We start from the raw sequence: 21,843 nt of genomic DNA on the forward strand, positions 1-21,843 counted from the left end.
GACCCTCGCCACAGCGCGGACTACACCGCGGCGACCCGCTGCGCCAGATCGTCGGCCAGCTGCCGCGCCTGAGCCGGATCGGTGGCCTCCACCATCACCCGGACCAGCTGTTCGGTTCCGCTGGGCCGCAACAGCACCCGGCCGTTCTCGGCGAGGATGCGTTCGGCCTCGGCGACCGCCTCGCGCACTGCGGGCGCGGCAGCCACGGCCGCTTTGTCCGTCACCGGGACGTTCACCAGCACCTGCGGAACGGTGGTGAGTACGGCGGCCAGCTCGGCCAACCGGCGGCCGCTGCGCGCCATCCGGGCCATCAGCTTCAGCCCGGTGAGCACACCGTCGCCGGTGGTGCTGTGCTGCGGGAAGACCACGTGCCCGGACTGTTCCCCGCCCAGCCCGTACTTGCCGCGGCGCAGTTCCTCCAGCACGTAGCGGTCGCCGACACCGGTGGTGCGCACGGTGATTCCGGCGGCACGCATGGCCAGATGCAGCCCCAGATTGCTCATCACGGTGGCCACCAGAGTGCTGCCGGGCAGTTCATCCGCTTCGTGCATGGCCAGCGCCAGGATCACCAGGATCGCGTCACCGTCGACCACGGAACCGGCGGCATCGACAGCCAGGCAGCGATCGGCGTCACCGTCGAAGGCGAGGCCGAGATCGGCGCTGTGCTCGCGGACGGCGGCACGCAAGGGCTCCAGATGCGTCGAACCACAACCATCGTTGATGTTGAGACCGTCGGGTTCGGCATTGATCGCGATGACGGTCGCCCCCGCCTCCCGGAACGCCGCGGGCCCCACCTCGGCGGCCGCACCGTGGGCACAGTCCAGCACCACGGTCAGCCCGGACAGATCCTGGCCGGTGGCTTCCACCAGATGCTCCACATACCGATCGCGGGTACCGGCCAGACTGTAGCGCTCGGCCAGTTCGGGATTCGGTTCGTGCGCACCGAGATCGCCGAGCACCCGGCCGATGCCGGCGCCGGTCGGCCGCAGTGTGACCCCCTCGGCGGCGACCGCCTCTATCCGGTCCTCGACGCTGTCGTCCAGCTTGTGACCGCCGGCGGCGAAGATCTTGATCCCGTTGTCCGGCATCGGATTGTGCGAGGCGGAGATCATCACTCCGAAGCAGGCGTCGTACAGCCCGGTCAGATAGGCGACCGCCGGCGTCGGCAGCACCCCGACGGACAGCACATCGACACCGGCCGAGGCCAGGCCCGCGGTGACTGCGGCCTCGAGCATCTCACCGCTGGCCCGCGAGTCCCGGCCGATCACGGCCAGCGCGCGGGACTTGCCGCGGGAGAGCACCTGCGCCGCAGCCCCGGCGACCCGCATCGCCAGCTCCGGACTCAGTGACTCGTTGGCGAGCCCGCGAACCCCGTCTGTGCCGAACAACCGTGCCATCCACAAACCCCTTGTATCGAAGTACCCCGCCCGCGAACCGTACCGGCCGAGCCGGTACGGACCAAGATTGAAAAGTCCCGTTCAACACCGAGAGCAGGCGACCAGCGGTGCTGGAAGCCTGCTCTCGGGCATGCGCTTGTCGAAGCTGATCAGCGCTTCGAGTACTGAGGCGCCTTACGCGCCTTCTTCAGACCGTACTTCTTGCGCTCGGTGGCACGCGGGTCACGGGTCAGGAAGCCGGCCCGCTTCAGGGCGGGACGATCCTCCGGGGTGGCCTCGATCAGCGCGCGGGCGATGGCCAGACGCAGGGCACCGGCCTGACCGGACGGGCCGCCGCCGACCAGGCGGGCGAAGATGTCGAAGGACTCGGTCCGCTCGACGGTCACCAGCGGCGACTTGACCAGCTGCTGGTGCACCTTGTTCGGGAAGTAGTCCTCGATGGTGCGGCCGTTGAGCACGAAGTTGCCGGAGCCGGGCACCAGGCGCACCCGGACCACGGCCTCCTTGCGACGGCCGACGGTCTGGATCGGACGCTCGATCACGACCGGGGCGTACTCGGTGAACTCCTCGGCCTCGTAGCCGGCACCGTCCTCGACGACCTCGACGACCTCAGCGGTCTCGTCGGCCACGTATTCGGAGTTGAATTCCTCGGGAGCGGTCACTGGGCCACCTGCTTGATCTCGAACGGAATGGGCTGCTGCGCGGTGTGCGGGTGATTCGGGCCCGCGTACACCTTCAGCTTGCCGGCGACGGCCCGGCCCAGCTTGTTCTTGGGGATCATGCCCTTGACGGCCTTCTCCACGAGACGGTCGGGGCGAGACTCCAACACCTCACCGACAGTGCGCGACTTGAGGCCGCCCGGGTGCCCGGAGTGGTGGTGGATGAGCTTGTCCGCCTTCTTGTTGCCGGAGAGGGCAACCTTGTCGGCGTTGACGATGATGACGAAATCGCCACCGTCGATATGCGGTGCGTAGGTCGGCTTGCCCTTGCCACGCAGCAGATTCGCTGCCTGGACGGCAAGGCGGCCGAGCACTACGTCAGTGGCGTCGATGACGTACCACTGCCGGGTCACGTCACCCGCCTTCGGGCTGTACGTAGGCACAGTCGTTCCCTGTCTGTCGTCGGTGTTGCCGGCCGAGCGCGCAGCGGAGGTTGTTCCCGGCGGCCGGTTGAGACCCGGGCCTCCTGGACGACCGTCACCGGCCGTTCCACACGCCAGTCGACCACGATACCACCGGTGCCGGCAGCCACCGAATCGCCCCGGTCCGCCGGACCACATCGTGGTCGCGGGCGGACACGGCTCAGATTTCGACGGGCGGACCCGGGTCCAGCGACCTGTCGGTCCCCGGCAGCACATAGCGCAGCGTGTCCACACCGGGCGCCGCACACTCCTGCCCGAACTGCGCATCGACCGCCCGCACCCGTTCCGGCGGTTCGGCCACCTGTGGCGTGTACCGGCAGATCCCGGACCGCTCCGGACCGGCCTGGGTGAGGCCGTCTCCGGGCCCGTAGAGCACGGCGGCCGCCGCAGCCGCGGCGAGAACACCGATCGCCGGTGCACCGAACCGGGCCCGGCTCTCCCCCGTGGCACCCGGCGGGCGGCGGGTGAGCATCGTGGTCGCCTCGACGTCGGCATCGGCGTCGGATTCCTCAGCCCGGGCATGCCGGGGACCGCTCGTACCCGGGCCCGCGGTACCCGCCGCGCCCGGCCCCCATCCGGCCGGTCGATCCGCCGGTCCGGGCGCCTGCGGAACACCGGGCGGCGAGCCCGGTCGTCCGCCCGGATGGGCCGCGCCGGGCCCGTGCTCACCGGCATGCGGCGGACCGGCGACGAACGAACCCGGTGCAGGCCGACCGGCCTGCAGATGTTCGTCACCGGCGGCTTCGGCCTCGGTCACCAGCAGGTGCGCCGCGCCGAGGACCAATGCGTGCATCGGATGGTCGGCGACCTGCAGCCGCTGCCCGAGATGGTTCTGGAAGGCCAGCCGGAGCGCGTCGTTGAAACACGCGTTACCGGCCAGCAGCACGGTCGAAGTGTCCGCGCCGATCGACCGGGCCGCGGCCATCGCCTCGATCACCACATTGTCCGCCGAGCGGGCATCCCGCATCGCCTCCGCGGTGACCGCCACCTCCACCGATTCGGTGGGCTGCTCGTCGTCACCGTGCACCGCGACCACCAGCATCGTGCGGCCGTCGGAGTAGACGGCGGTCGCCCCGACGCCGGCACTGTTGCGGTAGTCCGGCGGCCGGACCAGGCCGAGTGCCCGCACATAACCGGACAGCGCAACGCTCTCCGGCAGCGGTTCGGCGATCACGTCCAGCTGTTCCACCAGCTCGGCGTACAGGTCGACCTTCTCGTCGGGCCAGCTGTCCGGATACGGCAGCGCCACCAGTTCCGGTTTGCCGCGCAGGTGCTTGCCGATCGCGGCCAGCGGGTTGTAGAGCCGCGCCCGGAAGACCAGTTCGGCCGGCCAGGTCGCCCCGGCCACGACGATCTGCCGATGCCCCAGGATGTCGCGGACATCGGCGATCGCCATCCCGAGATCCGGCCGCTGCCGATCCACGGCGGGCGTGTGCAACCGGCCCGCGGCATCCGCGAGCAGATACGCCGCCGGCGTGTACGTTCCTTCGACCTGCACCGGACGGATCGGGGTGCCGCCGCCACCTGCGGCCACGGACACCACATCCCACCCCAGGTGCAGGGCCCCTACTCTCACCGTCACGACGTCAAGTGTGCCCGGTCCGGCCGGGACACGCTCATCAGGGCGGACCGGTTCACGATGTCTTCTTCTTCAGACGCAGGCGACTCCAGGTCACGACGGCGAGAATCGCGGTGATCGCCACCAGCATGGCGATATCGAGCGTCCAGAAGCCGATGGTGTGATCCCAGATCGGGTCCTTGTCCTCGTCGCTGAAGGCGAACTTGTTGAAGTCGATCGTCGATGCCGAGGCGGCGAAACCCCAGCGCGCCGGGAACAGATAGGACAGCTGTTCCAGGACGACCCGGCCGACCAGCGGGAACAGCCCGCCCGACATCACCAGCTGCACCATGATCACGACGACCAGCAGCGGCATGACCTGCTCGTTCGACTTGGCCAGGCTGGACAGCAGCAGGCCGACCACGACACAGCACACGGCGGTGAACGACAACCCCAGGTACAGCTCCACCGCACCGTTCGAGATCAGGGCACCTTCGGCCGGCGGCTCCTTGCCGAGGAAGGTCAGCCCGACCATCACGGCCGCCTGCAGGAATGCCGTCACGCTGAACACCGCGAACTTGGCCAGTAGATACGCCGAGGGCAACAGGCCGACCGCCCGTTCGCGGTGGAAGATCGAGCGCTCCCCCACCAGATCACGGACGGTCAGCGTGGTACCCATGAAGCAGGCGCCGACGACCAGGATCACCAGCAGCATCTGTGCTTCCTGCCGGCCGACCGGCACGATCACGCCGTCGCGTTGTGCGAAACCGCCGGCGAAGCCGTTGCTGCCGGGCACCACCAGCGCCAGCACCGCCAGCACGAACGGCAGTGCGGCCAGGAACCCCAGATAGCCGCGGTCGGCGAGAATCAGCCGGATCTGCCGGCGCACCAGAGTCGAGAACTGCTTCAGCGAACTCGACTGCGGCGGACTGCCGGCCGGTCCGTACTGCGGCGGCGGTGGCGGCGGTGGCGGCACATACGACTGCCGGGACCGGTACTGGGCGAACGCCTTGTCCGGTTCGGCCGCCACATCGGCGAAGATCTCCGCCCAGTCGTCGGTGCCGAGGGTGGCCTTGACCGCACCCGGATGCCCGCAGAACGCGGTCTTGCCGCCGGGAGCCAGCAGCACCACCTGGTCGCACATGTCCAGGCAGGCGACCGAGTGGGTGACCACGATGACGACGCGGCCGGCGTCGGCCAGTTCCCGCAGCATCTGCATGACCTGCCGGTCCAGTGCCGGGTCCAGGCCGGAGGTCGGCTCGTCGAGGATCAGCAGCGAGGGCCCCGTCAGCAGCTCCATGGCCACCGAGGCGCGCTTGCGCTGACCACCCGAGAGCCGGTCCACCCGGGTATCGGCGTGCTGGGTCAGCGACAGCTCGTCGAGGACCCCATCGATCACCCGCTGCCGATCGGCTTTGGTGGTGTCCGGCGGCAGCCGCAGTTCGGCGGCGAAGCCGAGCGCCTGCCGCACCGTGAGCTGCCGGTGCAGCACATCGTCCTGCGGCACCATCCCGATTCGGGAGCGCAGCGCCTCGTACTCGGCGTGCAGGTTGCGGCCTTCGAAGACCACCGCGCCGCCCGAGGGCTGGGTGTTGCCGGCGATGAGCTTGGCCAGGGTCGACTTTCCGGCGCCCGAGGGGCCGATCAATGCGGTGAAGGTGCCGCTACCGGCCTGCATGTTCACATCGACGAGCAGCTGCTTGTTGCCTTCGACGGTGAACCCGACGCCGTGCACCTGCAGGCCCAGTTCCGATGTCGGCTTCCTGCGGTGCACCAGGGTGCCCTGCTGCACCACGAAATCGACGTTGCCGATGGTGACGATGTCGCGTTCGCGCAGCACGGTGCGCTTCTGCCGGTGGCCGTTGACGAACGTGCCGTTCGCCGAACCCAGGTCCTCGACGACCAGGCCCTCCGAGGCGGGTACCAGGCGGGCGTGCTTGCGCGAGGCGAGCGGGTCGTTGACGACGATCTGGTTGTCGGAGGTGCGGCCGATGCTGAGCCCGCCCGGCGGCACTCGGTCCCCGCGCGCGATCGCCTCCGTCGAGACGGCCTTGCGCACCGGCGGCAGCACCGACGAATCCGCCCGGCGGGTCATGTTGATCGGATCCGGTTCCGCCGGCGCGGGCCGCGCGGGTTGCGGCGTGCCGGGCCGGGCCGGGTGCCGCTGGCCCGGCTGCTGCATCGGCGCAGGCATCGGATGCTGCGGCGCAGACTGGTGCGGCTGCTGATACTGCGGACCCGACCGGTGCGGCTGCGGCGGCCGGGCCGCATGCGGTGGTGACTGTCGCTGCGGCGGCCGCGACTGCTGCGGCTGGTGCAGCGTGGGCGGCGCCGACGGCTGCGACGGCGGCGGCATGGTGGCCGCCGGACGGGTCGGCATCAGATGCAGCAGCGGCCCGGTGAGTGCGTCGCCGAGGCGTACCTGCGTCGGCCGGTCGATCGATACGGGCTGGTCGAGCCGGCGGGCATCGACGAATACCCCGTTGGTGCTGCCGTTGTCGGCGAGTACCCAGACCCCCTGCTGGAATCGCAGCGTCGCATGTACCCGCGAGACCAGCGGACTGTCCACGAACAACGTGACCTCGGGTGCCCGCCCCATCGTGACCTGCTGGCTCGAATCGAAGATCCGTTCGTTTCCATCATGGCGCACGGTGATGGTCTGCGCCCCCGGTGAAGACATGCTGCGGATACTATTGCATGAACCGGACACGGGAGGTGCCACCGCGACCTGTCACGGCAGCTCGATCCGGCCGACACCCAGCTCGATACACGGCCGAACAGGGGGATGAATGCGCCGGCCTGTCCTGCTCGTCGCACTTGCCGCGGTGTTGGTCACCGCGCTGACCGGCGGGTGTACCAGGGCGATCGACGGCCACGCCGTCTCGGTCTACGCCGACCCGTTCCGGGTGGCGGGACTTCCGACCACCAGCGGTCCCAACGGTCCCCGGCCGGAGGCGGCCGATTCCACGCTGACCGCAATCAATTCCGACGGCGGCGAAACCGACCGGATGGCGCTCAACGCCGTGCATGATATCGAGGCGTACTGGCGCGACGAGTTCGGCGAGCACTTCGACACCGAGTTCACCCCGGTCGCCACCCTGGTCTCCTGGGATGCGGAAGCGCCACGAGCACAGGCGATAGAGTTCTGCGGCGAGACCTCCTACCATCTGGTGAACGCGGCCTACTGCCGTACCGACGACTCCATCGGCTGGGACCGCTCGATCCTGCTGCCGACCATGTCCCGGGCCTTCGGGCCGATGGCCACGGTGATGGTGCTGGCCCACGAATACGGCCATGCCGTGCAGAACCAGGCCGAACTGGTGGACCGGGAGACACCGGTGATCGTCAAAGAACAACAGGCGGACTGCTTCGCCGGTGCCTTCATGCGCTACGTCGCCGAGGGCCGGTCCGAGCACTTCACCATCAACACCTCCGACGGCTTGAACTCGGTTCTCGCCGCTACCGTCGCGATCCGCGATTCCGACCCGGACGACCCGGAAAGCGTGCACGGCTCCGCCTTCGAACGGGTGACGGCGGTCCAGATCGGCTTCACCGACGGCGTGCGCGCCTGCCGCAGTATCGACGCGACCGAGATCGAGCAGCGCCGAGGTGATCTGCCGACCAGTTTCGCCGGTGATGCCGGGCTCGGCGAATACCCGATCACCGAGGCGAACCTGGCCGAGCTGAGCATCGCACTGCGCACCATCCTGCCGCTGCCGGAGGAACCCCGGTACGAATACACCGGTGCCGAAGTGCCCTGCCGGGACGGCGCGGTCACCGCACCGGTCACCTACTGCCCCGAGCAGAACCTGATCGCCACCGATGTGCCGGGCCTGGCCGAACGCGGGGCCCGGACCGGGTCCGACGAAGGGCCGCTGCCGTTGAAGGTCTCCGGCGACTACAACGGTTACGTCGTTTTCATCTCCCGCTATGCCCTCGCCGTCCAGCGAGCCCAGGGCCGGGGCCTGGTGGGCGCGCAGACCGCGCTGCGAGCCGCCTGCCTGTCCGGGGTGATCACCGGTGCCCTGGCCCGGCCCGGCCGCCCGGCGTCGGCGGGAGATATCCAGCTGTCCGCGGGCGATCTGGACGAAGCGGTGTCCGGACTCCTCACCGACGGCCTGGCCGCCAGCGACACGGAGGGCAATACCGTCCCCAGCGGCTTCTCCCGGGTCGACGCCTTCCGCGCGGGGGTGCTGGACGGCGAACAGACCTGCACCGCGCGCTACTCGTAGTCGGTGATCTCCGGGCACGTCCGGCACCGCGGCGGTTTGCTCGCCTCATGAGCAAGTCCCGGGCGGCCGGTCGCATCCGACACGGAACGCGGCGCGCCGCCGATCAGCCGAACGGCGAGGTCGCCGGCGGTTCCAGGCGCAGCACCCGGTTGCCGATCATCACCTCGGCTCCCGGCACCAGCGTCAACGGCATCCCCGGGGTCAGCTGGATCCAATCGTGGTAGCCGGGCAGCCGGGCCCGGGTACCGTTGGTCGAGCCGCGATCCAGCAGGGTGATATCCCAGTTCACCAGCACGATCTCGGCGTGCGCCCGGGACATTCCACCCGAGGTGTCGTCGACCCGGAACGGGATCAGGCCACGCTGCTGCACCGCCTCGGAATTCTCCGGGTCGCGGCCCAGCACCGCATCGGCGGCGAGCATGAACACCTGACCGTCGTCGAGAAGCAACCGGCCCAGTGGTGGGCGCATCACCTCGATGAGTGCCTGCGTCTGGTCCACCGGCATACCGCACACCGTGCAGAACGCCGAGCGCGGATCGGTGGGATGCGCGCGGGCGCACTTGAACCCCATCACGTTCACCGACAACGAGGTCGCCTTCGCCGTGGCGTCGAGGCGACGGTGATCCGGTTGCGAGGTACCGCCGGTTTCGGCCTGTGGTGCGGGCTGCACCGGCGGAACGGTGCCACCGGCGGGTCGGTCGTGGGCTGTCGGTGCCGAGCTGTGGGTTCCGGGGCCGGGATGCGGGCCCGGCGGGTGCTGCCCGGGCGGTAGCTGCTGCCCGGGTACGGAGGAATGTGCCGGTCCCGTCGCGTGCGGACCGGGTGGGAGGGCTGATCCGGCGGCACCCGGGTGTTGCTGCGCATCGGGCGACTGCCAGGTGCCGGTCGGGGATGGTGTACCCGGCGAAGCCGAACTCCCGGCAGACTGCCGCTCCGCAGATCGGTCATCCGCCGGCACCGCGTTCATCGCCGCTGTCGCAGGCAGCTCACCCGTGCTCGGCCGGGCGGTGGGGCGCTGCGAAGGTTGCTGCTCCTCCCCCATCCGGGCGGTCCGGGATCGGTCGGGTTCGGCGGCCGGTCCCCGGCTCCGCGCCCCGTCCGACCACACCACGGCCCCCGCGCCCTGGGCGATCCCTTCCACCAGCCAGCCGATCCCACGCTCGGGCGGGATGTCCGGGTTGCGGCCCTTGGCATCGTCCACGAACAGGGCAACCGCCCGGGCAGGGGTCGTCGCGACCCGGTCGACGGTGAATGCGGCATCGCTGCCGCGATAGAACTCGGGTGCTCCCGTCCCGGCCAGCACCGCTGTGACCGCGCCGTGCAGGAAGATCGCCACCCCGCCGTTCGCGGCCGGTGAGAGGATGCCGAAGTCGATCGGCCGGCCGGGGCTGATCTGTTCCGCGTACTTCATCAGCCACCGGGTGGCCTCGCGGGCGATGACCGCCCCCGGCCCGTCCGGTTCCGCATCGAAGGCCTCGTGTACGAGGGCGGCCAGCGATTCCAGCGCGATCGCCGCGGGGACCTCCGGGGTCAGCCGTCCGGCCGCCCGGTGCCCCACCACCAGCAGTGCCCCGCCGACCCGAGCCACCGCGTGCCCACCGGCAACCACCTCGACCTGCCGATCCTTCATATCCTCCACCCTCCACCGGAACCGCAGCGCAAGGTCGTCGCCATGCGTTCCAGCGTAGGACAACCGGGATCGGCGCGGGGCCGAGGTCGGAGGTCCGCACCGGACCCACACCCGCCGTAACGTGTCGTACGATGCCGCAGACCATGTTTCCCGGGGAGGGATTAGGCCTGTGTTGAAATTCGGGGTGGCTCGCGCCGCGAGCGTGCTGGTCTCGGCGGGTGTGCTGATCGCCGGGGCCACCGCATGTGGAACGGACAGTGGAGCGGCGGCCGACCCACCGGTCGACCTGGCCACGCTCGACGTCGGTAGTTACGAGCCCGACCCCGAGCCGCTCGGCAAACCGACGAATATGGACCAGGCCCGGTTCATCGAGGCCGAACGGCTGGGCAACTACGTGCCGGCGGCGCTGGATATCGACCCCCGGTTCAAATACGGCAGCGTGGTCATCCCGCCGGTGTTCATCGACCCGAAGTCGGGGCTCGGCCAGGCCAGTGCCCCGATCATGGACGTCAGCCGCTTCGACGAGGTGGCGCCCGGCTTCGTCGGCGGGTTCATCAGCGTCGGTGGCACCGATCAGGTGAACCAGGGCATCGACCTGCTCAATACGGTGATGATCTTCTCCGACGAAGCCGCCGCCTCTGCCGCCGCGGCCGGGTTGGAGCGCGCCGACGCGGAGGTCAACAACCGAAACGAACGGATCGAGATCCCGGGCTACCCGGACGCCATCGCACACTGGCAGCCGGAAGTGCAGTCCATCGGGTCCTGGTACGCGACCGGCAAGCTGGTGATCCACACCTGGATCTACGACTACCTCAAGATCTGGCTGGAGAAGGTGGATCCGCAGGCCCTGGTCGAGCTGGTCCGCAAGAGTCTGGACACCATCGTCCCGGCGGTCGACGAGTTCGAGCCCACGCCGTCGGACCAGCTGATGGATCGCGATATCGATATGGACGGCATGCTGCTGCGTACGCTGCCGAAACCCCGTGAGGACAACTGGACCATCGTGCCGGGTGCCTTCGAAGGCCGGGTCGCGCTGCATTTCGCCGAGGATGCGGAGCGGGTGGATCGGGTGATCACCGAAAACGGTGTCGACCGCTACGCCACCGCCGGCGCCGAACTGTTCCGGGCGCGCGATGCCGCCGCCGCGCAGGCGGTTCGAGCCGAACTCGGCGGGTTGACCCGCAAATACACTCAGGTCGAGTCGCCGAAGAACCTGCCGCAGGCCTTCTGCCGGGAATATATCGGCAGTCAAGAGCTCGCGATGCGCTTCAAATGTTCCGTCGCCTACGACCGCTACGCCGCATTCGTATGGTCGAACCAGTTGCTCGACGCCCAGCAGCGCATCTCCGCGCAGTACGCCCGGCTGGTGAATGCGGAATGAGGAAGCCGATGCGTTCGTTCGTCCTGACCTGTAGCACCGTGGCCGTCCTGGCCACCACGGCCTGCGCGAGCACGGTGTCCGGAACAGCCCTGCCCGGTGAGATCGACATCCGTGACCTCGATTCCGGGGCCTACCCGACCGAACCGATCAACGCCCATGACGACGACTACGTCCCGCGGTTCTACGATATGCACGATGTCGCGGCAATGCGGCTGGCCGAGTACGTGCTCACCGGCTACGACGTAGACCCGGCCATCAAGTACGGCCACGGCGCGGGATACATCAGTGCCGGCCTGATGCCGTCGGAACTCGGCGACTACGACGAACTCGAGCCGATCGCCGAAGCGAACGGTCTGTTGTACGGCTTCTATTCGACCGGCACCGAGGACGACTGGTCGGTCTTCGGCACCGGCGACTGGCTGCAGAAAGATGAACAGAGCCGCCGCACCGTCAACATCATGGTGATGCGGTTTCCCGACGATGCCCGGGCCGCGGCGGCGGCAACCGCTATCCACGAACAGGGCCTGGCCGCCGAGGAGACCCGAGCCGGTGCGTTGCCGGCCTTCCCCGGCGCTCTCGTCCAGACTCGTGACGACTCCCCGTTCCTGCGGGCACTGCTGCCGCACGGACCATTTGTCGTCGGCGCGGTCGTCTCCGACGAGACACCGGAACTGGCCACTGTGCTCGCCGAGCGAACCTTCACCGAACAGCTCGCCCGCCTGGACGAGATGCCGATCCTCACCGACGAGGAGCTCTACCGGCTGCCCTGGGATCCCGACAACGTGCTCAGCCGGGCCCTGAACCCGGACAGCCGGCAGGCACCCGATGTCGCCGAGTCGTATTCCATCGTCAAGGCGCCCGCCATCCAGCATTACGCGAGCACCACCTTCTCCGGCGACCGCGCGTATGCCCTGGACCAGCTCGCCCATATCGAACCGGACCGGGCCGGTATCTCCCACGGGACCATCGTGCTGCGCACCCCCGATCCGGAAACCGCCGCCCGGGCCGTCGCCGACCGCCGCTTCCTCTCCCGATTCGACACCGAGATCGCCGCACCGCCGAACGTCCCGGACTCGGCCTGCGTGGAGAACTCGCAGGACTTCGACGTGGACCGCTACAGCTGCATGGTCGCCTACAAGCAGTATCTCGGCATCGTCAGCTCCGACCAGGAGCTGGACGCACACCAGCGGGCAGCAGCCCAGTACGCACTGTTCGCGAACAGCCGGTAGTGTTCTGACGGCACACCGAGGGGGAGCAAGTGAAAACAGCCTGGAGGCTACGCATCAGTGCCGTGGCCGCCCTGACCGCTGCGCTGACGAGTGTCGCCGCGTGCGGATCGGATGAACCGCCGGACGTGGCGCCCATCGTCGACCTGGCCGCCCTCGATGCCGGGGGATACATCACCGAGCCCCGCCCGCTCGGCAAGGTGAAGAACGAGGAACAGGGGCGGTGGCTCGAGGCGGAGCGACTCGCCGATCACGTTCCCGCGCCGATGGATATCGATGAACGGTTCGTATTCGGTAGCCAGTTGCAGCAGAACGTATTCATCGAACCGGACCGGTCGATCGGACAACTCAGCCACGTATCCGACTGGGAAGCACTGACGCCGGGCTTCATCTCCGGCTTCCTCACCCGCGCCGGTACCTCACCGACCGGCCTCGGCACCGATCTCGCCTACGCCGTGCTGATCTTCGCCGACGAAGCATCCGCGGCCGACGCGGCGACCGCGCTGGAAGCAGCGGATTTCGCCGACGGATCCGCGGACGGCTGGGTCCGCACCGGAATACCGAACCATCCCACGGCGGCCGCGCACTGGAGTCCCGCCGTGCAGTCGATCCGAGCCTGGCTGGCCACCGGAAACCTGGTCATCCACCTGTCGGGGTTCGACCCGGTGCGGATGCACCTGCAACAACCCGACCTCGGTGAGCTGCGCTCCCTCGCGGCAGCCGGCCTGGACCAGATCGTCGACGGGGTCTCGGAGTTCACCCCAACGCCCGCAGAAGAACTGGCCGAACTGGATCGCGACCATCTACTCGGGCGCACCGTCCCGGCCCCGCACGGCAGCCGGAACATCAATCCCCCGGGCCTGTACCGGGCCGGCACGGCCCGGCACTTTTCCCTGGAACCGGACCGGATCGACGCCGCTGTCCGCGAATACGGTGCCGACATCTATGCCGTCTCGGAGGCACAGTTCTTCCGGACGCGCGACGCCGCCGCAGCGGACGGTCTACTGACCGACCTGTGGGGGCTGGACCGCGCTCATCGCAGCGTCGACAGCCCTGCCGGCCTGCCGCAGGCCCGGTGCCGGGAATACCTGGGTCGCGACCCGGAAACGGTACCCAGATTCTCCTGCGCAGTGACCAACGGGCGATACGCCGCCGAGGCCTCCTCCGAGCAGCTGCTCGACGCCCAGCAACGAATCTCGGCTCAGTACGCACTGCTGGAAGGTGCACCGTGATCACGCCACGCCGTAATCGGGTCGCGGGCGTATGCGCCGCGTTATCCGTCCTCGCAACCTCGGCCTGCGCCGCGCAGCTCCCCGGGATCCCGGTGCCGGGCGAAATCGACCTGAGCGTGCTCGATGTCGGCCCCTACCCGACCGAACCGACCAACGCCCACGGCGACTATCTGCCGGATACCGGGGATATCTCCGCCATCGCGTCGATGCGGCTCGCCGACCATGTGGTGCTGCCCCACCGGATCGATCCGTCGATGACCAGGGGTTACGCCTCCGGCGGCAGCCGCGGTGTGCTCTGGAGCCTCGGGAACGAGGACATGTTCGAGCCGATCTTCGAGGAGACGAACCCGATCTACGGATTGAGTACCGTCGGCTACGCCGACGGCGTCTTCCTCGACACCTCGCCCGACGCGAACTGGCCGGAGGTCGTCGGTACGCCGGGGCGCGGGATCGGCTTGTACGTCATGCAGTTCGCCACCCCGGAGCAGGCCACCACCGCGGCCCGGGAAATGCATCGCGTCCAGCTCGAAGCGGAACCGGACAGCAATGAGCCACTGGAGCTGCCGCAACATCCCACCGCGCTCGCGCAATGGCGTCCCGGTGTGCCGATCCTCCGGGCCGTCCTCCCGTACGGCCCGTACGTGGTGGCCTTCAACCTGTCCACCGCCACCCCGGACCCGGCCGAGCTGACCGACCTCGCCGAACAGTTCCTCACCGCGCAGATCGATGAACTCGACCAGCTGGAAGACCTCACCGGCCGGCAGATCTTCGCCCTCGAATGGGACCCGCACGACCTGGCCGCCAGAGGCCTCAATCCGGACCGGCGGGAAGAGCCCAACGCGTCCGGCGGTGATGTCGTAGCCGCGAACCTGCCCGGCATCCTCCACTTCGTGACGACAGACCGGGCGCACGCATCGCAACAGCTGGACCTGATGAAGGCCGAGAGCGCCGCCCTGGTGTACGACACCATGGTCATCGCCACCCCCGACGACACCACCGCCCGCAAGGCGGTCGAAGACCGGCTCTTCCTCCCGAATACCCCGGCCGAGCAGGTGGACCCGCCCGACTCGATCGCCGACAGCGTCTGCGTCGAATTCTCCGGCCCGGCGGTCCGGGTGAACCAGGTCGAGCGCTACCAGTGCATGATCGCCTACGACCGCTACATCGGGATCGTCGGGTCCGACCAGCTCCTGGACGCCCATCAGCGTGCGTCCGCACAATTCGCAATCTTCGCCAACACCAGGTGAATCCGGTGCCCGAAGTGCACCTGCCGACATTCCTGAGGGGGGATCGAGATCGTGACAACTGTCAGCGCACGCCGTGCAGCATGTGCCGTACTCTCGGCGCTGCTGCTGACACTTGCGTCCGGTTGCGGTACCGAAGAGTCCGCAGCACCAGCCGGTCCGCAGGTCGACCTGGCCACCTTGGACGTGGGCTCCTACCCCGTCACACCGGTAGCCCCGGGCAAGGTGACGAGCCTGGACGGCGGCCGGCTCGTGGAAGCAGAACGGCTGGCCGACTTCGTACCGCATCCGATGGACATCGATGAACGGTTCGTCTACGACGGTGGGAGATACACGAACATCTTCATCGAGCCGGGGGCATCGATCGGGACCGATATCGATGTCGAAGGCTTCGACGAGGCAGCACCCGAGTACGTCTCCGGGTTCTACACCAGGGCAAACTCCGCGCCGAAAAGCCGAGGCGTCACCCTCTCCATCGGTGTCCTGCTCTTCCGGAACGACGACGCGGCCACGACGTCGGCGCGCAACCTCGAGCAGCTGCACTTCGACACCGCTACGGAGCAGCAACGCGTAGCGATTCCGAAATATCAGGAGAGCCGATCACACCGGTTGCCCGACGACACGAAGCTGATCACTTGGCATCCCAGCGGCCCCATGGTGGTGTTCGTCCTGGTCAGAGACTATCTCCAGGCAGCGCTCGGCACCTCGGACCTGGATCCCATGATCGAACTCACCAGCGCCGCACTGGATGCCGTCGTCGCCTCGATCGCCGACTTCACCCCCACGCCGTGGGACCGGCTGACGGACCTGTCCATCGAACGTGAGGGCATGGGCCTGCGGATCATGCCGTACTCGAAAAACGGTAAGGCCGCACCGAACCCGATGGGCGTGTACCAGGCCGCCACGGCCCGCCACTTCTACCGGGACCCGGCCGAGGCCGCCCGCATCGTCTCCGAATACGGCGCCGATCTCTATGCCACCTCCACTACCGACCTGTACCGGTTCCCGGGCCCTGCCGAGGCCACGGTCGCGCAGGCCGACCTCGGGGGCCCGGCCCGCTCCCTCAGCACCAGCGACCATCCGGCGAACCTGCCCCAGGCCACCTGCTTGGAATACGTCGGTAGCAACGAGTACATCGTCCGCTTCTACTGCTCGGTGGCCTACGACCGGTACGTGGCGTTCTCCGCCGCGAATCAGCTCCTCGATGCGCAACAGCAGATCTCGGCCCAATACGCGATGCTGGTGAACGCCGAATGAGGTATTCCGCTCTGATTCGCCTGGCCGCCGGAGTCGCGGTCACCGTGTTCGCCGCCGCCTGCAGTACCACTGTGCCGGGCTCCGCACTGCCCGGTGAGATCGACGTCCGGACGCTCGACACCGGGGAGTATCCGACCGAGCCACCCAATGCGCATGATGCAGACTACGAGCCGACGCTGCACGAGATGTGGCATACGGCCGCCACGCGGCTCGCCGAGCATGTCGTGCTCGGCACCGACATCTCGCCGCCGCTGACCCACCAGAACACCGTAGGCGGAAACGGCGCATACGTCGGAGAAGAGTTCGGCGGACCCGACCTGTTGAACCCGATCGCGAAGGATACCGGGATGCTGTACGGATTCGCCTCCAGCAGTGAGGATCCGAAGGCACCGACCATCATCTCCGGCGACGGCTGGCCGGAGATCATCGCGGACCTCGACGGTCAGGGTGACCGTTGGACAAAAGTCAAGGTCTGGCAATTCCGCGACAGCCAAGGTCCTGCCGTGGCGGCAAAGCGGTTCCATGACGCAACCCTCGCCTCGCCGGCCGACGAGATCCATCTGCCGGATCGGCCCACCGTCTTCGCCCAGCGGCATCCCGAGGAGTCGTTCCTGCGGCTCTGGGCACCACAGGGGCCGTACCTGATCGCGGTCCTCACCTACGCCCGCGAAATCACCACGGCCACCGACCTCGCCGAGCAGCTGCTCGATGCACAGATCGAGAAGCTGGAGCAGATCGAGACGCTGTCCGGCGAAGAACTCCTCACCCGGCAGTGGGACCCGGACCAGCTCCTCACCCGCGTGTTGAATCCCACCGGCCGGCAAGCCCCGCGCAGCGATGGCGATCACACGCTCACCGGACCGGAGGGAGCACTACACTTCCTGTCCCCGATCCGGTACCCGGACCGCGCGTTTGCGGCGGAACAACTCCAAGCCTTGCAGGCCGAACGCGTCGCGTTTTCGCACGGATCGATTGTGCTGAGCACCCCGGGCCCGGACGCTGCTGTTCGAGCCGTCGACGAACTCCTGTTCCTCAAACCGCACAACGCTGCCACCGACCCACCCCCGGATCTGCCCGACGCAGCCTGCGTCGACCACGTCAGCATCAAGGCCATGACGGACCGCTACAGCTGCATCGTCGCCTACGACCGATTCGTCGGGTTCGTCGGCAGCGACCAGCTCCTCGACGCACACCAGCGAGCAGCCGCCCAATACGCCATATTCGTCAACAGCAGGTAGATCCACCCCCTGGTAACGTCCAGTAAACTGCCCGCAGGGCCGAGCCCGGTATCGAGTCAGGAGATCGAAGAACATGGCGATGAGCCCCGGCACCATCGTCGGCGGATACCGCATCGAGCGTCTACTCGGTGCCGGCGGCATGGGCAGCGTCTACCTTGCCAAGCATCCCAGCCTGCCGCGGATGGACGCACTGAAGATCCTCAGTGCCGAACTGAGCCGCGACCCCGAGTTCCGCGCCCGATTCGAGCGGGAGGCCAACCTAGCCGCCGGCCTCGACCATCCGAACATCGTGTCGGTGTACAACCGCGGCGAGGAGCACGGCCAGCTCTGGATCGCCATGCAGTTCGTCGAGGGCACCGACGCCTCGGAAGAAGCGGCGAACGACCCGATGTCGATGACTCCGTTGCGTGCGCTGCGCATCGTCAGCGAGGTCGGCAAGGGACTCGACTACGCCCATCGCCGCGGCCTGCTGCACCGCGACGTCAAACCCGCCAACTTCCTGCTCTCCAACACCGACGGCGACGAAGAGCGGGTCCTGCTCACCGACTTCGGCGTCGCCAAATCCACCGACGACGCCAGCGAACTCACCCAGACCGGCAGCTTCCTCGCCACCATCGCCTACGCACCACCCGAACAACTCAGTGGCGGCCACCTCGACCACCGCGCCGACATCTACAGCCTCGCCTGCGCCTTCTACAAGCTGCTGACCGGCCAGAACCCGTATCCCGCAACGCAACCGGCCATGGTCATGATGGGCCACCTGCACGAGCCCCCACCCATGGCCACCCGAGTCAACCCCGGCCTGCCACCCGCGATCGATCAGGTCTTCGCCCGGGCCATGGCCAAGAACCCGGCCGAGCGTTTCAACACCTGCCGCGAATTCACCGACGCCGCAACGAATGCGCTCACCCCCGGAGCCAACCCGACCCTCACCAACACCTCCCCCACCTACCCGATCCAGGTCCCGCAGCAACACCAGCCGCACCACACCGACCCACGAGTCGCCCTGTCCGGCCCACACGGCGTACCCACCTCGGCTCCGGCCCCCGCAAGTAACAAATCCCGGAAGCTACTCCTCGGCGCCGGCGCAGGCGTTGTCGCGATCGCCATCGCCGCCGCCGTCGGAATCTGGGCCGCCGGCGGCGACAGCGGTCAGGACGACCCCACGAACCTCGCCGGATCGAGCGCCACCTCCGCAGCAGCCGCCGGACCGACCTCCGTCGAGCAGGCTCGGGAACAGAATCCCCAGTTCGAGGGTAAGACGATCACATTGGTCGATGTGACCACCGGAGGTGATGTCGCCGTACATCTCAACGGCACACCACAGGTGGCCTTTCTCCAGTCACTCGGCTTCGTCTACAACTTCGACTACACGCAGACCGGCGACGAACCATCACCACGCCCGTTGACCGGTACGTTCGACAACGTCGCCGTGCCGGAAGACAGCTATGTGCTGGCAGTGCGCAGCGACGAGAAGGCGGGCGGGGGCGGACTGCAAGGGTTGCCGTACTCGCTCTCGGGGTTGCGCGCGTCAGTCGTCCCCCTGGACGAACCTTCGACCGTCGCCGCACTCCGTACCTGGACATCGGACTCCGAACAGACGATGCTCGCTGACCTCGTACCTGTGTTGAGTTCTCAAGTGAAGTAAGATCCGGTCGCACCCGATAGCCAGGTCCGCAGTGTCCGGCAAGTCGGTACTAGCCGCCGCACAGGATGAACGGCCAGCGCCATGCCGGCCATGCACCACCGAACAATGGGGGGAAACAGATGACCGTGCGATCTTGTCTCAGTGTCGTTGTGGCAGCAGCGAGCTGCACAGCGTTGACAGCTTGTTCGAGCGCCGTTGTCGGGTATCCGCAACCCGGGATGGCAGATGTCGACGTCAGTTCATTGCACATCGGACCGTACTCGCCACAACCCACAGCATATACCGAAGCAGACGCAGCTCATAGTTCCTCATCTTTCACCCTATGGGATGTAGTTCAATTAGAGAGCAAGAAGCTACTGGGGTTCATTGTACCCAGCACAGAGATCGATCCAGCGGTCGACACAATAGGCGACGTAAGATTCTTCGCCAGCATCCATTCCGCATTCGGAATATCACCCGCATTTCCTGAGCATTACGAAGGTCCACTCAAGGCCAATCGAATGATTGGCGGCGCCTACGTTGCACGCAGCAACGACAACCCTCGTGACCAGAAGAACATCGTAATATCACTGCTCCGGTTTCCCACCACCGATCAGGCCGAGTCTGCTGCAGCAGAACTGAATCGAAGAAACCTGGAACTCGAGAATCCCAAAGCAACTGCAATCGATCTTCCAAAACATCCAACAGCCCTGGTCTCCACGCAGACGAATGCCACCGGTGTGGCATTCATCTCCCACGGCGTATATTTGATTATCGCCAATGCTCGGATACCGAAGCCTGACCGAGACTCCCTCTCCGCGACCATTTCACGAGTATTGGACGCCCAGACTGAACGCATCGAGAACCTTCAACCAACACCTCTGGAACAGGTCCTCGATACACCAATCGACCGTGATGGCATAATGCGTCGAGCGTTGCCGGAATCTCCGGACTATTCGGACCCTTTCATCGGCACCGACGATTTCGGGGTATACACACCAGAAGCTCATATTCACTTCGAGCGAAATCCACAGGAGCTCCAGCAAGCATACGCCGATTCCGGAGTCGACTTGATCGGCCGTCGAGCAGGAATAGTCTACCGAACCAAGGACTTGGCGTCCGCATACCGCCTGCAGAATGCCCTGGTCGACGTTACCGAAAAGTACGATCGCGAACTCCCCACTCCACCAAAACTGCCGGATGCCAGGTGTATCGAAATCGACGAGCCTGATGAGATTCGGCTTGCAGGTCAGATCTGCGCCGTGGTTCGTGGACGATACGTCGGACTCACACTGGGCCGATCCTCAGCCACCGGAGAGGTGGACGAAACGCTATACCCGCGCGCAGCAGCGCAGTACACCGTCCTAGCGAACAGCGAGTAAAACGATGCTCAGATCAGCGCTTTATCGCTGCACCGTGGCAGTTACAGTAGCATTCTTGGCCGGATGCAGTAGTTCGCCCACCGAGACTCCACCGGAACCGCCGGTGGACATCGAGACACTGGATACCGGGAACTATCAGGCGATTCCTTGGAACCCCGAAGAATCACGGACCGTCGAAACCGACTATGGACTGGAAGCCATTCGCCTGGGTGCTGCGATGCCGGCGCTCGTGGACATCGACGCGGCGTACGAATTCATCCCCAGATATGGAAGCGATGGCCGAATCACGCCGGCGGCTCCGGCGTCAATTTCAGGTGTCGAAAGGGACGAGTACGCTCAATTAACCGACGGTCTCGTGGTCGGCTGGGAGTGGGAAGGGAATCGCAGAGAGAGCTCCTTCGCCGGCCGATCAGTAGCCTTGATGGTGCTGCGTTTCGAAACGAGAGCACATGCGGACCATGCTGTGAATTCCTTATCCGAACACCAACTCGAGAACGATCTAATTGTAGAACCCAGCGATGTACTGGGTGAGGATTTTGAACCATATCCCGTTTCACCGGAACCAGTCGAAATTCCGGACTACCCCACAGCCAAGTCGACCTGGCGCCCTTCGAACCCGCAATACGACGCCGGAGCACCTCCCATCCTCAACTCATGGCTCAGCCACGGGGACTACGTATTCGGCGTTCGTGTCGATGACTTGCTGGCAATACCAGCCGATCCGAGTGAGGCGGTGGAAGTTGCACGGAAGTCTTTCGCCGCAATGGTCGAATCCATAGACGACTACACAGCTACACCGATCGAAGAGTTCGATACACTTCCAATTGATCACGAAGACTTGCTGAGCCGAACACTCCCAAGCGAAACATCCGAGGGTGACCTATCGGGTATGGTGCTACCTGCGCATGCCGCACTCTCTAGAGAGCTGCGGCCAGGAATCACCCAACGTGCATTCCAGGATTCGGGGGTTGATCTCGTAGCCTGGGGAGACTCGACCGTATTCCGAACTACAGATCCAGACGCCGCAAGTCGGCTTGTCGCTGGGCTGGCAGCTCCTGACCGTTCCCGGTATCAGGAAATCGACGGGCCAACAGGACTCGAAAACGTTCAGTGCTTCGAAAGAATCGATCCGGATGGCAACGAGTACAAATTTCCCAATACTTGCTACATCACAGTCGGTCGATTCGCCTCTCGAATCACTTCGAATAACATTCAGGAACTTCACCAGATGACCTCAGCCCAGTATGCGCTACTGACACAGTGGTAAATAGGCGACAGCTCAACAAGTGGAGGACTCC

The 21,843-nt window shown here is 66.8% G+C and carries 16 protein-coding genes; 10 read left to right on the top strand and 6 right to left on the bottom strand.

What is annotated here, in order from left to right:
* Positions 1–20: 20 nt before the first annotated feature.
* From glmM to AC1HFH_RS23085, 5 genes are all read right to left on the bottom strand, one after another.
* A complete protein-coding gene (gene glmM, locus AC1HFH_RS23065; protein WP_480244873.1) occupies positions 21–1,397 on the bottom strand; it encodes a phosphoglucosamine mutase in 1,377 nt (458 codons plus the stop codon).
* Positions 1,398–1,546: 149 nt separating this feature from the next.
* Positions 1,547–2,059 carry a 30S ribosomal protein S9 gene (gene rpsI / locus AC1HFH_RS23070; protein WP_480244874.1) on the bottom strand — a complete coding sequence of 171 codons (513 nt, stop codon included), beginning with the start codon at positions 2,057–2,059 and terminating at the stop codon, positions 1,547–1,549.
* Positions 2,056–2,499: a 50S ribosomal protein L13 gene (rplM, locus tag AC1HFH_RS23075; protein ID WP_480244875.1), complete on the bottom strand. Its 444-nt coding sequence runs from the start codon at positions 2,497–2,499 to the stop codon at positions 2,056–2,058. Before rplM ends, rpsI begins: the two co-directional genes overlap by 4 nt.
* Positions 2,500–2,698: 199 nt before the next feature.
* Positions 2,699–4,120 carry a hypothetical protein gene (locus AC1HFH_RS23080; protein ID WP_480244876.1) on the bottom strand — a complete coding sequence of 474 codons (1,422 nt, stop codon included), beginning with the start codon at positions 4,118–4,120 and terminating at the stop codon, positions 2,699–2,701.
* Positions 4,121–4,172: 52 nt separating this feature from the next.
* Entirely contained in the window at positions 4,173–6,776 is a 2,604-nt protein-coding gene (locus AC1HFH_RS23085; protein ID WP_480244877.1) for an FHA domain-containing protein, read from the bottom strand.
* Positions 6,777–6,885: 109 nt separating this feature from the next.
* Here AC1HFH_RS23085 and AC1HFH_RS23090 point away from each other — a divergent pair, with 109 nt between their 5' ends.
* Complete coding sequence (locus AC1HFH_RS23090; RefSeq protein ID WP_480244878.1) at positions 6,886–8,328, top strand: neutral zinc metallopeptidase; 1,443 nt, start codon at positions 6,886–6,888, stop codon at positions 8,326–8,328.
* Between the two features lie 103 nt (positions 8,329–8,431).
* Here the strand turns inward: AC1HFH_RS23090 and AC1HFH_RS23095 are convergent, their stop codons facing one another.
* On the bottom strand, positions 8,432–9,958 hold the full coding sequence (locus AC1HFH_RS23095; protein WP_480244879.1) for an FHA domain-containing protein: 1,527 nt from the start codon (positions 9,956–9,958) through the stop codon (positions 8,432–8,434).
* Between the two features lie 169 nt (positions 9,959–10,127).
* On the opposite strand from AC1HFH_RS23095, the gene AC1HFH_RS23100 reads away from it, so the two are divergent.
* From AC1HFH_RS23100 to AC1HFH_RS23140, 9 genes are all read left to right on the top strand, one after another.
* On the top strand, positions 10,128–11,339 hold the full coding sequence (locus AC1HFH_RS23100) for a DUF7373 family lipoprotein (protein WP_480244880.1): 1,212 nt from the start codon (positions 10,128–10,130) through the stop codon (positions 11,337–11,339).
* Between the two features lie 8 nt (positions 11,340–11,347).
* On the top strand, positions 11,348–12,568 hold the full coding sequence (locus AC1HFH_RS23105; RefSeq protein WP_480244881.1) for a DUF7373 family lipoprotein: 1,221 nt from the start codon (positions 11,348–11,350) through the stop codon (positions 12,566–12,568).
* A 29-nt stretch (positions 12,569–12,597) separates the two neighbouring features.
* Positions 12,598–13,797: a DUF7373 family lipoprotein gene (locus tag AC1HFH_RS23110; RefSeq protein WP_480244882.1), complete on the top strand. Its 1,200-nt coding sequence runs from the start codon at positions 12,598–12,600 to the stop codon at positions 13,795–13,797.
* Positions 13,794–15,044, top strand: a complete 1,251-nt coding sequence (locus tag AC1HFH_RS23115) for a DUF7373 family lipoprotein (RefSeq protein ID WP_480244883.1) — start codon at positions 13,794–13,796, stop codon at positions 15,042–15,044. The genes AC1HFH_RS23110 and AC1HFH_RS23115 overlap by 4 nt, the downstream gene beginning before the upstream one ends.
* A 51-nt stretch (positions 15,045–15,095) precedes the next feature.
* Positions 15,096–16,298 (top strand): DUF7373 family lipoprotein, encoded by a 1,203-nt coding sequence (locus AC1HFH_RS23120; RefSeq protein WP_480244884.1) that lies wholly within the window; start codon positions 15,096–15,098, stop codon positions 16,296–16,298.
* Positions 16,295–17,536: a DUF7373 family lipoprotein gene (locus AC1HFH_RS23125; protein WP_480244885.1), complete on the top strand. Its 1,242-nt coding sequence runs from the start codon at positions 16,295–16,297 to the stop codon at positions 17,534–17,536. Before AC1HFH_RS23120 ends, AC1HFH_RS23125 begins: the two co-directional genes overlap by 4 nt.
* Before the next feature lie 73 nt (positions 17,537–17,609).
* Entirely contained in the window at positions 17,610–19,184 is a 1,575-nt protein-coding gene (locus AC1HFH_RS23130) for a serine/threonine-protein kinase (protein ID WP_480244886.1), read from the top strand.
* A gap of 218 nt (positions 19,185–19,402) precedes the next feature.
* Positions 19,403–20,545: a DUF7373 family lipoprotein gene (locus AC1HFH_RS23135; protein ID WP_480244887.1), complete on the top strand. Its 1,143-nt coding sequence runs from the start codon at positions 19,403–19,405 to the stop codon at positions 20,543–20,545.
* A 103-nt stretch (positions 20,546–20,648) separates the two neighbouring features.
* Complete coding sequence (locus tag AC1HFH_RS23140; RefSeq protein ID WP_480244888.1) at positions 20,649–21,812, top strand: DUF7373 family lipoprotein; 1,164 nt, start codon at positions 20,649–20,651, stop codon at positions 21,810–21,812.
* Positions 21,813–21,843: the final 31 nt, after the last annotated feature.

The organism is Nocardia sp. KT25-26 (assembly GCF_056627695.1).

Coding starts and splice junctions, on each gene's coding strand:
- glmM (WP_480244873.1), bottom strand. CDS start 1,397: ATGGCACGGTTGTTCGGCACAGACGGGGTTCGCGGGCTCGCCAACGAG.
- AC1HFH_RS23085 (WP_480244877.1), bottom strand. CDS start 6,776: ATGTCTTCACCGGGGGCGCAGACCATCACCGTGCGCCATGATGGAAAC.
- AC1HFH_RS23090 (WP_480244878.1), top strand. CDS start 6,886: ATGCGCCGGCCTGTCCTGCTCGTCGCACTTGCCGCGGTGTTGGTCACC.
- AC1HFH_RS23095 (WP_480244879.1), bottom strand. CDS start 9,958: ATGAAGGATCGGCAGGTCGAGGTGGTTGCCGGTGGGCACGCGGTGGCT.
- AC1HFH_RS23105 (WP_480244881.1), top strand. CDS start 11,348: ATGCGTTCGTTCGTCCTGACCTGTAGCACCGTGGCCGTCCTGGCCACC.
- AC1HFH_RS23125 (WP_480244885.1), top strand. CDS start 16,295: ATGAGGTATTCCGCTCTGATTCGCCTGGCCGCCGGAGTCGCGGTCACC.
- AC1HFH_RS23130 (WP_480244886.1), top strand. CDS start 17,610: ATGGCGATGAGCCCCGGCACCATCGTCGGCGGATACCGCATCGAGCGT.
- AC1HFH_RS23135 (WP_480244887.1), top strand. CDS start 19,403: ATGGCAGATGTCGACGTCAGTTCATTGCACATCGGACCGTACTCGCCA.